This window comes from Anabaena sp. TISTR 8404, assembly GCF_056847745.1.
On the sequence record NZ_CP180578.1, the window covers coordinates 1,449,110 to 1,463,854 of the forward strand.

The following is a 14,745-nucleotide window of genomic DNA, read 5'->3' on the forward strand; positions in this document are numbered from 1 at the left end:
AATGGTACAGGAGCCATCATCGAACCTCAATATATTAATCAACTGCCTGCCATCCGTAATCGCCTCAATGTCACTGTAAAAGGCGAAATCGGCAGCACTCCGAAAAACTTACGTCGTGAATTTACACAAACCGATATAGAAGGCAATAGCGTTACCATTCATGTGGGCGATAGCCGGGAAGGTTGGGTTAAATCTTATCAAACCCTGTTGGAACTCTCCACAGATGAAAGATTTACTGGTGAAGTAGAAGTATTTGTTGATATTAGCGATGTCCGTCAAGCTGGAGAAACCCTCAACGGTTTTGGTGGCGTTGCCAATCCTGTAAAATTACCTGGATTGTATCAGCGTTGTGCTGACATTTTGAATAAAGCTTTAGGCAGACAATTAAACTCTGTTGAGTGCTGCTTATTAATTGATCAAGCTGCTGTAACAATTGTTGCAGGTAACATCCGGAGGTCAGCTGGTATGCGTCAGTTTACTGCTGACGATGAACTCGGAGCTACTGCTAAAGATAACCTCTGGCAACAGGATGAAAGCGGTAACTGGCGCATTGATCCTGAGCGTGATGCTTTACGGATGGCGAATCATACCCGTGTGTTTCACCGTAAGCCAACTTTACAAGAGTCAATAGATGCTGTTCAGAAACAATATTACAGTGGCGAAGGTGCTATTCAATGGGCAGGAGAAGCTGTCGCTAGAGCTAACTGCGATTTGCTTTCTACCCAAGCATTAAAAAAAGAGTTTTTACAAGCTTACGAAAAAGGAACAGCTAAAGATTGGTTACAACAAAAATATCCTTATATTAATGCTGATGAGTTGGAACATCGTTTAGCTCGTTTTGGGCTTAATCCTTGTGGAGAAATTATTGGTAGTAACTTCCACTGTAATCTTTCAGAGATTCATCTCAATCAAATTGACCCGTTTAACTATAAAGAACAAGAGGAAGCTTTCACTGCTGGCGCGTTATCTGTAGCCACACTTTTGAATCATAAATTTTTGGAACCGCGCTATCAATACAGTCGGGAATTAGACCCAATTGTTGGGGTTTCTTTTACTGGATTATTTGATTTCTTTGTCCATGCTTTCGGGGTGGACTGGCTGCGCTGGTGGGCTGAAGGTAGACCTGCAACATCCCAAGGGTTGGCATTTAAGCACCAAGAAGAAAAATATCTCAGCTTTTGGAGAGAAGTAGTGCAGAAGGCAGTATGGGATTATTGCGATCGCCATAATCTCAAACGTCCTAATCGTTGTACCACCGTCCAACCCAGTGGTACTAAATCTCTGTTATCTGGTGCTAGTTCTGGTTGGCATCCACCCAAAGCCCAAAGATTTATTCGCCGGATTACTTTCCGCAAAAATGACCCCGTAGCTTTAGCTTGTATCGACTACGGCTATAATGTCATTCCCTCCCAATCTGACAAGGATGAACAGGGTAATTTACTGAACGATCCCTTTGATCCCCGTGTGAGTGAATGGCTAGTGGAAATTCCTGTCGCCGTACCTTGGGCTGATTTACCTGGCGCTGATCAAATTGATGTTTCTAAGTTTTCTGTCTTAGCCCAATTTGATTTTGTCATGCAAGTGCAACGTCATTACGTCACCCACAACACATCCGCTACCTTAGAACTACGGGCTGATGAAGTTGAACCATTAGGACAACGAATTTACGAAGCCATCCAAAATGATGAGGGTTATATTTCCGCCGCGTTATTGGCAAGATTTGACGATTTACAATCATTCCCCCGCTTACCATTTGAGCCAATCGACAAAGCTACTTACGAGCGTTTATCTCAAGAAGTGCTGGCGCGACGCAAAACCGATGATTTCTGTGCTGTCCTCAGCCGCTACGATTCTGGCGAGTTAACAGAAGCAGGCCCTAGTGGTTGCGATTCTGATAAGTGTATGTTCCCAGATCAGCAACCCAACTAGGAAATTCTGAAGGATGAAGTATGAAGTATAAATTTCAGACTTCATACTTCACACTTCATACTTTTCGTTACGATTGATAAAAAAGTAATAATTTTTTACGGCAGTGCCAGGAGATTTTTAATGTTTCTTGATGAATTGTCACCAATATTTAAAGAGTTCACCAAGCACCCAGTTTCATTTCTCGGTGGCTTTGTCTCTGGAGTGCTGCGGCTTAATCTTAAAGATGATCCTGTTAAAAGCTGGCTAGATCAACAGAGAGGTGTAACTACCTACTCCACTTCCACCACCGAAGCTAATAATGGCAAAGCCAGTGGCCCGCAGACAATTTCCATTGAATAAAATTGTCGCTAATTTCAAATCAAATTAATCTTTTTGTACCTGCAACTCTTACTCTCATAAACTTCTGAGAGTAAGAGTTGCAGGTACATTTTAAATATTGACAAATAATTCTCAAACAAACTGAAATGTAAAGATTTATCTAGTTAGCGTATAAATATTTACATTTTAAGTAACAAAAATTAAATAATATAAATATTTTTTAACAAAAAAAGTTTTTATATAGAAAATATATAAGATTGGCTTATTTTATGTTATTTGGGATTGTAATATCCCATACTTGGAAAAATGTCACGATCAGTTATTATTATGAGCGTAAGCGTAAGTTCAGCCGCATGGACAGTTTAGTTGAAGTCACGCCAGCATTCAGATTGCTGCGCTACAACATTCGCCATTAATGAAAATGAATCAGAAGCGACGATGCAAGATTTGCAGTTTGTTTAGATCTGTTTTCTCGCTGAACTAATCGCTGTTTGTTGAAAATTACGTGATCCCACATGACTATTTACGTTGGAAATCTCTCCTACCGCGCTACTGAAGCAGATTTAAAAGCAGTATTTGCAGACTATGGCGAGGTCAAAAGAGTTGTCTTACCTACTGATCGTGAAACAGGACGGATGCGAGGCTTTGCTTTTGTTGAAATGGAAGAAGATGCTCAAGAAGATGCAGCTATCACTGAGTTAGATGGAGCAGAATGGATGGGTCGTCAACTCAGAGTCAACAAAGCAAAACCACGAGAAGACAACAGACGAGATGATAACCGGCGAGGTGGTTGGGCGAACAAACAGGAAATCTAAACAAGGTGGAAAGCAATAATAGCAGATTGTTTTGCTGTTATGCAAGAATCGCACTTGCTAAAGTTGACTAGGAGCAATTACAGGAGTTAGCAACCAGAATGACATCTGGTGTTGAGATATTCAGGCTGTATCTCACCTAGTTAATAATTATTAAACAATAAAGGAAAACTAAACCCGGCTGTTGTGAGCTACAGACGAATCTCACAAGCAGTCGGTTTTTTACGGAGAGGTTAGGTAAGCTAGTGTGCATACAAATTGCAATATTGAGACTGTGGCTAAACACTTCAAACCCTCTCCCTTGCTACCCTGCTCCCCTGTTCCCCTGCGGTCTAAACTGCAAATTAGGTGCTTAACAGCTTATTGGGGTGATATTGCCAACTTTGGTGTATAGCGAAAACTTGGCGTAACTGAGTTTAAGATTGTTGCTCAGATTAAGTAAATTTACCTTGTTGAGCATTTTTTCGGGCCAACGCTTCAATCGGCAACGACACTTTTCTGCCTTGATAGATTCAGCAAAAATTGAGCCATTTCTTTAGTTTGTCTAAAGCCACATCCAGGTTATCAAATTACCTTTCTAAGATAGAAGCAGCAGCTATAAGTTGCTACGTATGACTTTACCAACCCAACTATTAACCAGTCGCTAGGGAGAACGTAAAAATGGCTAAAGCGCCGGAATCTCTAGAGTTGCCAATCGACGAGCATACAGATAAAAGCTTAGATCGTGATTGTACGACTTTATCTCGTCATGTCCTTCAGCAACTTCAAAGTTTTTCGCCTGATGCTCAGGATTTGAGTGCGCTGATGAATCGTATCGCTCTTGCCGGTAAATTAATTGCCCGTCACCTCAGCCGTGCAGGCTTAATGGAAGGCGTTCTCGGATTTACCGGGGATGTGAATGTCCAGGGGGAATCTGTCAAAAAGATGGATGTTTATGCCAACGATGTTTTTATCTCGGTGTTTAAGCAAAGTGGCTTGGTTTGTCGCCTAGCTTCCGAGGAAATGGAAAAACCTTATTATATTCCCGAAAACTGTCCTATAGGTCGTTATACGTTGTTGTATGACCCCATAGATGGTTCTTCTAACACCGATACCAATCTCAGTTTAGGTTCCATTTTTGCAATTCGCCAACAAGAAGGAACCGATGCTGATGGTTTAGCCACCGATTTACTGACTAATGGACGCAAGCAAATTGCTGCTGGCTACATACTATATGGGCCAAGTACTATGCTGGTTTATAGTATAGGTAAAGGGGTGCATTCATTTACTCTTGATCCCAGCTTAGGAGAGTTTATCCTCACCGAAGAAAATATTCGCATTCCTAACCACGGCTCTGTTTACAGTGTGAATGAAGGAAATTTTTGGCAGTGGGAAGAGTCAATTCGTGAATATGTTCGGTACGTTCATCGTACAGAAGGCTACTCTGCTCGCTATAGCGGCGCGATGGTAAGTGATATCCACAGAATCTTGATTCAAGGCGGTGTATTTCTCTACCCAGGGACAATTCAAAAGCCAGAAGGCAAGTTACGCTTATTGTATGAATCTGCTCCTTTGGCGTTTTTGATTGAGCAAGCAGGTGGTCGTGCTACTACCGGACTAGTAGATATTCTCGACGTAGTGCCGAAAAAACTACACCAGCGTACACCTCTGATTATTGGTAGTAAAGAGTCTGTGGCAAAAGTTGAGTCTTTTATTCAAAACGGTCACTAGTTTTAAAAGTCAAAAGTCAAAAGTCAAAAATAAATTTTATTTACCGATAACCATTGACTATTGACCATTCACTTTTAACTGTTTCTTACCGTGAAGTTATATTTGCCGTGGTTTACTAGTGTCTGCTTGGGATGAGGAAAAGAAAATATCTCTACTACAGCGGATGAAGTAGAGATTATTTCAGCTGGTCGATGCGATAAGTGATTGGCAAAGCCAAAATGCAAAGGTCACCCATCACAGGATGGATTGCCAAGTTCACTTGGAGACATCATTAAACGGAGGGAACTATAGCTATGGCCACCAATCATCTACAGGAGATTAAACAATACGGTCAGAGTATCTGGATTGATAATTTGACGCGTGACATTATTCAATCAGGGGAACTGAAAGACCTGGTAGAAAATCAAGGAATCTCCGGAATCACCTCGAACCCAGCCATTTTTGAAAAAGCGATCGCCAATAATGCAATATATGATGCGGACATAGAAGCAGGTGTTCGTGCTGGATTACCAACCGAAAAAATTTACGAATCTTTAGTTTTTGCAGATATCCGCAACGCCGCTGATATTCTGCGCCCTGTATATGAAGCCTCGAATAAACTCGATGGTTATGTGAGTATCGAAGTACCACCAACCATTGCTCATGATACTCAAGCCACCATCAACGAAGCCCGCCGTTATTTTCAAGAAATTGGCCGGGAAAATATCATGATTAAAATTCCCGGTACAGAATCAGGTTTGCCAGCCGTAGAACAAGTAATAGCCGACGGCATCAACGTCAATATTACTTTGTTATTTTCTGTACAAAGCTATATCAATACAGCTTGGGCATATATTCGAGGCTTAGAAAAACGCTTAGCTGAGGGTAAAGACATCAGCAACATTGCTTCTGTAGCCAGCTTTTTCCTCAGTCGCATAGATAGTAACATTGACGCAAAAATCGATGCTAAATTGCAGCGTGGCGTTGATGATATTAACCTAGAAGCCAAACTCAGAGCCGTAAAAGGCAAAGTAGCGATCGCTAATGCCAAGATAGCTTATCAAGAATACAAAAAAATTATTGAAAGCGAACAATGGCAAGCCCTTGCAGCCAAAGGAGCAAAAGTACAACGGTTACTTTGGGCGAGTACCAGCACCAAAGACCCCAACTACAGCGATGTTATGTATGTTGATGAGTTAATTGGCCGCGATACCGTAAACACCTTACCACCCTCGACAATAGCAGCTTGTGACGACCACTGCGATGTAGGCGATCGCGTGGAAACAAAAGTCCCAGAAGCTTATCAACTCATCGAAAGCTTGAAAGATCCAGACATAAACATTGATATCAATATCGTAATGGATGAACTGTTAGTTGAAGGTATTGATAAATTCGTTCAACCTTTCAAGTCCTTGATGAACTCTTTAGAAAACAAAGTCAAGCTATTGTCACCTGTGTAGGAAGTCTGAAGTTTGAAGTCTGTTCGCCTTTGGCGTTCCCGAAGGGTAGTCTGAAATTTCATACTTCATAATTCATACTTCACACTTCATCCCATTCCAAATCTCAATTCCAAGATCGAAAAATTGTTATGGTCAGTCTGCTAGAAAATCCCTTGCGCATTGGTCTACAACAGCAAGGGATGCCCGAACCCCAAATTATAGTTATCTTTGGCGCTTCTGGTGACCTTACCTGGCGCAAACTAGTTCCAGCATTATACAAACTACGGCGGGAACGGCGCATTCCGCCAGAAACTACCATTGTCGGTGTAGCACGTCGGGAATGGAGCCACGACTACTTCCGTGAGCAAATGCGTAAAGGTATGGAAGAAGCACACGGTGGTGTCGAGCAAGAAGAACTATGGCAAGACTTTTCTCAAGGTTTGTTCTACTGTTCTGGTGATATAGATAACCCAGAAAGTTACCAAAAACTGAAAAACTTCTTGAAAGAGTTAGACGAGAAACGGGGTACACGCGGTAATCGTATGTTCTACCTTTCCGTCGCGCCCAACTTTTTCCCCGAAGCCATCAGGCAACTAGGGGAAGGCGGAATGCTAGACAACCCGGAAAAACACCGCTTAGTAATTGAAAAACCCTTTGGTCGAGACTTGGCTTCTGCTCAGAGCCTCAACGTTGTTGTGCAGAAGTATTGTAAAGAAAACCAAGTCTATCGTATTGACCACTACTTGGGTAAAGAAACCGTTCAAAACTTGCTCGTGTTCCGCTTCGCCAATGCAATTTTTGAACCTTTATGGAACCGTCAGTTTGTTGACCACGTACAAATTACCGTTGCCGAAACCGTAGGTGTAGAAGACCGGGCTGGTTACTATGAAAAAGCCGGCGCACTCCGAGATATGTTGCAAAACCACTTAATGCAACTTTACTGCTTGACGGCAATGGAAGCACCCAACTCAATGGATGCTAACAGTATTCGTACAGAAAAAGTTAAAGTACTCCAAGCTACTCGCCTTGCAGATATCCACAACTTGTCTCGTTCTGCTATTCGTGGTCAATACAGCGCTGGTTGGATGAAAGGACAACCAGTGCCAGGGTATCGAGAAGAACCAGGTGTTGACCCCAACTCCAGCACACCCACCTATGTAGCCATGAAGTTTATGGTGGATAACTGGCGTTGGCAAGGTGTACCCTTCTACCTACGGACTGGCAAACGGATGCCGAAAAAAGTCAGCGAAATTTCGATTCATTTCCGCGAAGTTCCTTCAAGGATGTTCCAGTCCGCCGCGCAACAGAGAAACGCCAACATTTTGGCCATGCGGATTCAACCTAATGAAGGAATTTCTTTGCGTTTTGATGTGAAAATGCCAGGGGCAGAATTTCGCACCCGTTCCGTAGATATGGATTTTAGCTACGGTTCCTTCGGGATTTCCGGCACTTCTGATGCCTACGATCGCCTCTTCTTAGATTGTATGATGGGCGACCAAACATTGTTCACTAGGGCTGACGAAGTGGAAGCAGCTTGGCAAATAGTCACCCCTGCTCTTTCTGTTTGGGATGCGCCCGCCGACCCAGCCACCATTCCCCAGTACGAAGCAGGTACTTGGGAACCCGCAGAAGCCGAATTGTTGATAAACCAAGACGGCCGTCGCTGGCGCAGACTGTAAAAGTATGAAGGCTGAAGGCTAAAGTATGAAAAAATTTTCAGCCTTCACACTTCGTACTTCACACTTCATACTTCATACTTCATACTTCATACTTCAAAAGCTATGACCCAAGCTCCTACAATTTTTTCACTTCAAGCACCCAAAGACATTTCGCTGAATGAAATCGAAGCGGAACTGAATCAAATTTGGCAAAGTTACGGCATCACAGGTGAAGATGGTGCGCTACCTGCGGCTACTCGTGCCACAACTTTTACCTTAGTGGTTTACGAACCAGAAGAAACCCAGTATCTCTTGGCATCTTTGGGATTTTATAATGGCCCCATTGATGGAATTTTAGGGCCACAGACAGACGTAGCACTGCGGTTAGCACAACAAAAATATGAACTGCCAGAAACTGGCACGGCTACACCAGAAACTTTAGCGAAATTGCGGGAAGAATATAGCAAACGCCAAGGCAATGGAGCCGTTTCCGAAAATGGTAATGGCAACGGCGGGTATAACTTTAATCTCACCAGCCCCAAAATTGCTGATGAAATTGCTTTACGTAACCCCTGCCGCATCATAGCCCTGTGTCCCATTGCAGGTGAAGATGAAGGAGTAAAAGCCCAAGTTTCTGCTTACTGTCCTATCCAAAAGCAAGCTTCCAGTACTCTGGTTTGTTGCGAATACATCACTCTCTCCGGTACGACCTCTGCTTTAGAAAGAATTGGCGGGATGATTCCGGCATTATTAATTGGTGGTCTGCCGAAGTTCCTGTGGTGGAAAGCTACTCCCGACCCCAACAACGCATTATTTAAGCGACTAGCAGCAGTTTGCAATAACGTTATCGTTGATTCTTGCAACTTTAACGAGCCAGAACATGATTTACTCAGCTTACAAGAATTGGTAGAAACCAATGTACCTTTAGCTGACCTCAATTGGCGGCGTTTGTCTGCATGGCAAGAGTTGACTGCGGAAGCTTACGACCCACCGCATCGTCGTGCGGCCTTGAAGGATATTGACCGCGTAATGATTGATTATGAAAAAGGCAACCCTGCCCAAGCACTACTATTTTTAGGTTGGTTAGCTAGTCGCTTAGAATGGATGCCGATTTCCTACCACAAGGAAAGCGATGACTACGATATTATGCGGATTCGCTTTGTGGCTCAAGACCAAAAACAAATAGAAGCCGAGTTAGCTGGAGTTCCAGTTGCTGATGTGGGCGATATTGCTGGAGACTTAATTGCTTTACGCCTCAGTTCCACAAATCCAAAAGCAGACTGTAGCACGTTAATTTGCACAGAAACTGGCGGTTGTATGCGGATGGAAACTCACGGTGGCGCTCAAACTGCTGGTTTGTTCCAACAAGTCAGTTCACTTTCAGAACAAAAGGCGGAAGCGCTGCTGAGTCAGCAAGTACAACGCTGGGGACGTGAGAATTTATTTGAAGACAGCTTGGGAGTTATCGCCCAAATTCTGAAATTGGCAACGAAGAGTTAGGTTAATTTCAGTAAATTTTTCCATAGAGCCTCCTGTTACACGAAGCGGGAGGCTTTTCTGTATTCATTCTGGTTGTTGATATGGCATAGGTTATACCATTTTAGATTTTGGATTGGGAATTGCTCTCTGCGTATAGCTTCTATCAATTCATCTGTCGCAAACATTTTTCAAATTGGTGTTAAATAAACTAATTTTGTACTTAATTTTGCTTAATAAATAATTAATGTTAATTATTCGTTAATCTTTTCTTAATATTGTTTATCTAAATTTCAATATTGTTAACTAACTAATCTCTTTCTTGGTTGGGATAAGTTAATTAGCTCTATTCACAATTTGGGAAGATTTAGTAACCCAAAAAAAGCATACGATTTGAAGCAACCAATTACACTACAGCGAATTTGTTCTAGATAGTCATTCTTCCTAAAAAACCCTCTTATTAAAGTATCTCAGTTCCAAGATGCTTTGTATTTTGGGCTAAATAAAACACAGTCTAAAAGGGAGTTGAATACAGCTATTGTTGCATTAACTTTTTAGGTTATGGCGACTAGTGTCGGATGTAAATTTTCTGGCATTCTCTCACAATTACGCATCAGGAAGATAGTATGTTCTTGTTCAAACAACGCAAATTCTTTTTTAATACCGTAGTTGGTGCCATAATTCTTGCTTTTGGTACAGCAAGCACTGGCAATGCAGATTATCCTAAATACCCCAAACACCAATACCCCAAATATCCTGATCGCCCTAGTCAGCCTTTGTTTGGCGGCCGCGCTAAGAACGTTATCTTGTTCATTGGCGATGGAATGGGTGATTCAGAAATTACTGTTGCCCGTAACTACTCAGTTGGTGCAGCTGGTCGTCTTGCAATCGATACTCTACCATTTACAGGCGAGTATACAACATATTCTCTGCAAGAAAAAAATCCAAAATTACCTGACTATGTAACTGACTCAGCGGCTTCGGGAACAGGCTGGGCGACAGGAAATAAAACTTCCAATGGTCGAATCTCGACTACTGCTGGTACAGATCTAGATTTAAAGACAATACTAGAACTAGCTAAGGAAAGAGGCTATAAAACTGGTGACGTTAGTACCGCAGAATTAACTGATGCTACGCCAGCGGTGCTATTTTCCCATGTGAGCGATCGCAGTTGCCAAGGCCCACAAGATATGGCTAATTGTCCGCAAGATAAGAAGTCAGCAGGTGGGCCTGGTTCCATTGCCGAACAATCTATCGACCATGATGTTGATGTACTCCTGGGTGGTGGCAGACAGCGGTATAGTCAAATAATTGACGGCGGTAAATATGCAGGCAAGACTGTCATTGATGCCGCAAAAGCACGAGGTTATCAAGTTATAACTAACGCTGCTCAGTTGCAAACAGCACAACCAGGAAGCAAGTTACTGGGTCTATTTAACCCAGGCAATATGAGCCTTGAATGGGCTGGGCAACCAGCGATGATTTATCCTGGTAGCGGGCCGCAGCGCTGTCTAGAAAATCAGCGACCAGCCAACGAACCGAGCTTGGCTGATATGACAAGCAAAGCAATTAGTTTACTTGAACAAAAAGCAGGTAGAGGTGGATTCTTCTTACAAGTTGAAGGAGCTTCCATCGACAAACGTGATCACGCTGGTAATCCTTGCGAACAAATCGGAGAGACAGTTGCACTTGATAAAGCAGTCAAGGTAGCACTTGAGTATGCCAAGGAGCATCCTGACACGCTGATAGTTGTCACCGCAGATCACGGTCATACCAGTCAAATTATTCCTACCCCAACTGCTAGTGATCATAGTCCTGGTAAGTTTAGTACGCTCATCACTGCTGATGAAGCAGAAATGACGGTAAATTATGCAACAAATCTTCCGGCTCAATCTCAGGAACATACTGGTACTCAGGTACGCATTGCGGCACAAGGGCCACAAGGGAGAAGCGTTGTTGGTGTACTCGACCAAACTGATTTATTTCACATTCTTGCTCGTGCCATCGGTGCAGAGTAGTTAATTTCTACAGGACACATCGTACACGACGATTGTGTCCTTTGTAGATTCATACCTTTATGGATAATTGATTTCGTCAGTCATATCATTAGGACTTGGACTTGCCCATGAAAACGAAAAATCAAGGTTTGGGCGGTTAAGAGTGTAGATGTGTAGGTGTATTCGATGCATCTGTGCAGGAATGAGAAAACTTTCTTTCCTGCACTCTTGCGGTCTTAATGATCAGTCTTTTACTAGACACGATATTAGAGGCAGTAGAGGAAGCATTTTTGCAACTAGTAACTTAGGTTACTATTATTAATCTGGCTGAAAACAGCAAAAGGCAGTAACCCTTGTGCTTGGAAGAACACATTAGTTGGTTTTTGCCAGATCTTAAATACCTCATCTGTTTCTGTTATGGCTTTAGTAATTGCAGGAGAACGTAGTGGGGTGGGTAAGACAACAGTCACACTCACCCTTTTAGCATCTTTATGTCGTCGTGGTGGCTTGGTGCAATCTTTCAAGGTCGGCCCAGACTACATTGACCCAATGTTTCACCAATACGTTACTGGTCTTGCTTGTCGCAATTTAGATCCAGTGCTGACTTCAGAAGCTTACGTTCAGCAATGTTTTACCCGTCATAGCCAAGCGAGTGAATACGCTTTGGTGGAAGGGGTGATGGGGTTGTTTGATGGAATAGGGAGTGGGGAGTGGGGAGTAGGGAGTGGGGAAGAAAATACTCTACACCCATTCACTTTTGCTAGTACGGCTCATATTGCACGGTTACTCAATTTACCTGTAGTGTTGGTAATTGATTGCAGTCGGTTGTCGGGTTCTGTGGCGGCGATCGCTCACGGTTATTGTTCTTTTGACCCCAAAATTAAAATAGCTGGTTTAGTATTAAATCGTGTCGGGAGCGATCGCCATCTCTCTCTACTCAAAGATGCTTTACAATCTCTACAATTACCGATTCTCGGTGTATTGCGTCGTCAAGATAACATTACAATTCCTGACCGCCATCTTGGTTTAGTCCCTACAGACGAACTTAGCGAACTGGATGCAGTCATCGAACGCCTAGCTGATTTAGGTGATACTTGCTTTGACTGGCAACGTTTATTACCTCTATTAAAATCACAATCTTTTCCCCCGCCTCCCCCACTTTCACCACCTCCCGCCTCTTTGAGGATTGCCGTTGCGTGCGATCGCGCTTTTAATTTTTATTACCAAGACAATCTTGATTTACTCCAACAATTAGGTGCAGAGTTAGTTTTTTGGAGTCCTTTAGAAGATGCAGAATTACCTCAAAATATACAAGGAATGTATTTTGGCGGTGGTTTCCCGGAAGTATTTGCTCAACAATTAGCTGCCAATACCAATGTTCTTGAGGCTGTAAAAACAGCTATTCTTCAAGGTATGCCCACAATTGCCGAATGTGGTGGATTGATGTACTTGTGCGAAGAAATCATCGATTTTGAAGGTAAATCTTACCCAATGGTGGGACTAATACCAACTTCTGCTTGTATGGGTGGACGTTTAACTTTAGGTTATCGTCGAGCGGTAGCTTTGCAAGATAGTTTGTTAGTAAAAGCCGGGACAAATATCTATGGACATGAATTTCATCGCTCAAATTTAAGCGCAAATTCCCATCAACCATTGTTTGAAACTTACCGCTACGATTGTGATGAAAATATGGGGTTTGAAGGTTGGAATTTACCTATCAATCTTCACGCTTCTTATGTACATTTACATTGGGGAACTAGTGAAGAAATTCCACAGCGATTTATTCAACAATGTTTGGAAAAAAAGCTGATTAATGTTGACTGTTGATGGTTAACAGTCAAATTTGCAATTTCAGTAGCTCACAATAAAATGTAGAGTATGCCCTAAGCTTGTCGAAGGGAGCTTGTCCTGAGCGTAGCTGAAGGGCTTGTCGAAGTGTTCCCTGTTCCCTGCTATGTACCTGTCCGGTGAAAGACTGATGAAGGCTGTCTTCTAAAGCCAACCACGTAGGCGATAGATAAAACTACCAATATATTCTTTCAAAGCACTAGTAAATTGGTGTAGGTTATCTGTATCGGGTAAAAAATTGAGTAAGGCAGCCTTGGGAGTGCTACCAAGTTCTTGTAGTTCGCCTTGAGTAACGAGAAAGTCTGTAGGTGCAGGGATAGCATCAATACCTTGACGGTGGAAAATTTTAAGCGATCGCGGCATGTGTATAGCCGAAGTCACCAATAATACTTTTTTAATACTACGAGACTGCAAAATTTTCTTGACATTCACGGCATTTTGATAAGTGTTGAGGGATATTGGTTCTTGAATAATTGCCTGTGACGGTACACCAATTTCTGTCAAAATACTGGCCATGTCTGCCGATTCTGCTGTACCACCGTTGCGCCAATCGATACGACCACCACTGAGAATAATTAAAGGCGCTTTTTTTTGACGATATAGCTGTGCTGCATAAATTATGCGATCGCCTTGTTCACTTAAATCGACATCTGGTCTAGGATAAAAGGCTGATTTCGTTGCACCACCCAAAACTACAATTGCTTCCGCATTAGGCATTTGCTGAGGTGGGAGATTTTGCCATTCGAGCGATCGCACCAATGCCTTAGCCACCCAAGCGTTACTGCAAACTAGTAATAAAATTAAAGAAAATGCGATCGCTGCTGTCGCTGTGCGTGGTTGTTTCCATACTGTTATCAAAGCCACTACTAAACTTATACTGGCTAACCCTAAGGGATAAAAAAACAGTGGTAATAACTTGGAGAGATATAGAAACATAATTAGTTATTACATGTAACTTCAAAGATACAAGTAAAAAGAAAAAAATCTTTTGACTTTTGACTTTTTCATTACCTTTGCCAAAACCTAAAATTAATACCTCTGGGGCGACGGAAGCGGCGAGTAGCTCTTCTTTTTTGCTGTTTAGTAGATCTTTGGCTTGGTCTTTCGTCTCCCTCTTCTAAAACTTCTACTGGTAACTGAGTTCTAGTTTCTTCTTTACTGCCCCACCACGCAATAATCCAGCCGCCGCCAATAGCACCTATTCCACCCAGTAAGATACTCATCGGTGCGGAGTACCCCAACCAGACAAAGCCTAGCAAGAACAATAACCAGTATTTGAGTCCAGCATCAATGCCATCAGAGGAAGCTACCGTTGGCGGTTGGGGACTATTTTTACTAGCATTATTAATCCAACCCAAGGTGAAACCACCAATAATCCCCAAGAAAATACTCAGGGATGCAGGCGAACCTGTTGTGATTAAAATGAACGTTAAAAATGACCCAAATATTAGTTGAGAAATAAAGTCAGGGGTGAAATTAAATAAGTTGTTATTTTTAGACATGAGTTTCTAAGGGGGTAAGGGTATAAGGGGTGTAAGGGTGTAGGGGTAGGGAGGAAATTTTAACTAATACCTTACCC

Annotated in this window: 11 protein-coding genes; 9 read left to right on the forward strand and 2 right to left on the reverse strand. The window is 42.5% G+C overall.

Features of this window, described 5'->3' with window-relative positions; genetic code table 11:
• The first annotated feature begins 15 nt into the window (after positions 1-15).
• From nrdJ to ACMX3D_RS06235, 9 genes are all read left to right on the forward strand, one after another.
• On the forward strand, positions 16-1,929 hold the full coding sequence (gene nrdJ, locus ACMX3D_RS06195; protein WP_482752284.1) for a ribonucleoside-triphosphate reductase, adenosylcobalamin-dependent: 1,914 nt from the start codon (positions 16-18) through the stop codon (positions 1,927-1,929).
• A gap of 120 nt (positions 1,930-2,049) precedes the next feature.
• The gene (locus ACMX3D_RS06200; RefSeq protein ID WP_482750572.1) at positions 2,050-2,268 is read left to right on the forward strand and encodes a ssl0294 family protein; all 219 of its coding nucleotides are present in this window, start codon (positions 2,050-2,052) and stop codon (positions 2,266-2,268) included.
• Between the two features lie 494 nt (positions 2,269-2,762).
• Positions 2,763-3,062: an RNA recognition motif domain-containing protein gene (locus ACMX3D_RS06205; RefSeq protein ID WP_482750573.1), complete on the forward strand. Its 300-nt coding sequence runs from the start codon at positions 2,763-2,765 to the stop codon at positions 3,060-3,062.
• A gap of 657 nt (positions 3,063-3,719) precedes the next feature.
• Positions 3,720-4,769 carry a class 1 fructose-bisphosphatase gene (gene fbp / locus ACMX3D_RS06210; protein ID WP_482750574.1) on the forward strand — a complete coding sequence of 350 codons (1,050 nt, stop codon included), beginning with the start codon at positions 3,720-3,722 and terminating at the stop codon, positions 4,767-4,769.
• A 293-nt stretch (positions 4,770-5,062) separates the two neighbouring features.
• Positions 5,063-6,208: a transaldolase gene (tal, locus tag ACMX3D_RS06215; RefSeq protein WP_482750575.1), complete on the forward strand. Its 1,146-nt coding sequence runs from the start codon at positions 5,063-5,065 to the stop codon at positions 6,206-6,208.
• Positions 6,209-6,336: 128 nt separating this feature from the next.
• Positions 6,337-7,866, forward strand: a complete 1,530-nt coding sequence (gene zwf, locus ACMX3D_RS06220) for a glucose-6-phosphate dehydrogenase (protein WP_482750576.1) — start codon at positions 6,337-6,339, stop codon at positions 7,864-7,866.
• 102 nt (positions 7,867-7,968) lie between these two features.
• Positions 7,969-9,345: a glucose-6-phosphate dehydrogenase assembly protein OpcA gene (opcA, locus tag ACMX3D_RS06225; protein ID WP_482750577.1), complete on the forward strand. Its 1,377-nt coding sequence runs from the start codon at positions 7,969-7,971 to the stop codon at positions 9,343-9,345.
• Between the two features lie 602 nt (positions 9,346-9,947).
• Entirely contained in the window at positions 9,948-11,339 is a 1,392-nt protein-coding gene (locus tag ACMX3D_RS06230) for an alkaline phosphatase (RefSeq protein ID WP_482750578.1), read from the forward strand.
• Between the two features lie 396 nt (positions 11,340-11,735).
• On the forward strand, positions 11,736-13,145 hold the full coding sequence (locus ACMX3D_RS06235) for a cobyrinic acid a,c-diamide synthase CobB (RefSeq protein WP_482750579.1): 1,410 nt from the start codon (positions 11,736-11,738) through the stop codon (positions 13,143-13,145).
• Positions 13,146-13,310: 165 nt separating this feature from the next.
• Here ACMX3D_RS06235 and ACMX3D_RS06240 read toward each other — a convergent pair whose 3' ends face one another.
• Both ACMX3D_RS06240 and ACMX3D_RS06245 read right to left on the reverse strand, forming a co-directional pair.
• On the reverse strand, positions 13,311-14,102 hold the full coding sequence (locus tag ACMX3D_RS06240; protein WP_482750580.1) for a YdcF family protein: 792 nt from the start codon (positions 14,100-14,102) through the stop codon (positions 13,311-13,313).
• A gap of 71 nt (positions 14,103-14,173) precedes the next feature.
• Positions 14,174-14,668 carry a hypothetical protein gene (locus ACMX3D_RS06245; RefSeq protein WP_482750581.1) on the reverse strand — a complete coding sequence of 165 codons (495 nt, stop codon included), beginning with the start codon at positions 14,666-14,668 and terminating at the stop codon, positions 14,174-14,176.
• Between the last annotated feature and the right edge of the window lie 77 nt (positions 14,669-14,745).

What these genes read in the sequence shown, in the direction of transcription:
- ACMX3D_RS06235 (WP_482750579.1), top strand. Translation starts at nt 11,736, where the DNA reads ATGGCTTTAGTAATTGCAGGAGAACGTAGTGGGGTGGGTAAGACAACA.
- ACMX3D_RS06205 (WP_482750573.1), top strand. Translation starts at nt 2,763, where the DNA reads ATGACTATTTACGTTGGAAATCTCTCCTACCGCGCTACTGAAGCAGAT.
- opcA (WP_482750577.1), top strand. Translation starts at nt 7,969, where the DNA reads ATGACCCAAGCTCCTACAATTTTTTCACTTCAAGCACCCAAAGACATT.
- zwf (WP_482750576.1), top strand. Translation starts at nt 6,337, where the DNA reads ATGGTCAGTCTGCTAGAAAATCCCTTGCGCATTGGTCTACAACAGCAA.
- ACMX3D_RS06200 (WP_482750572.1), top strand. Translation starts at nt 2,050, where the DNA reads ATGTTTCTTGATGAATTGTCACCAATATTTAAAGAGTTCACCAAGCAC.
- ACMX3D_RS06230 (WP_482750578.1), top strand. Translation starts at nt 9,948, where the DNA reads ATGTTCTTGTTCAAACAACGCAAATTCTTTTTTAATACCGTAGTTGGT.
- ACMX3D_RS06245 (WP_482750581.1), bottom strand. Translation starts at nt 14,668, where the DNA reads ATGTCTAAAAATAACAACTTATTTAATTTCACCCCTGACTTTATTTCT.
- ACMX3D_RS06240 (WP_482750580.1), bottom strand. Translation starts at nt 14,102, where the DNA reads ATGTTTCTATATCTCTCCAAGTTATTACCACTGTTTTTTTATCCCTTA.
- fbp (WP_482750574.1), top strand. Translation starts at nt 3,720, where the DNA reads ATGGCTAAAGCGCCGGAATCTCTAGAGTTGCCAATCGACGAGCATACA.
- tal (WP_482750575.1), top strand. Translation starts at nt 5,063, where the DNA reads ATGGCCACCAATCATCTACAGGAGATTAAACAATACGGTCAGAGTATC.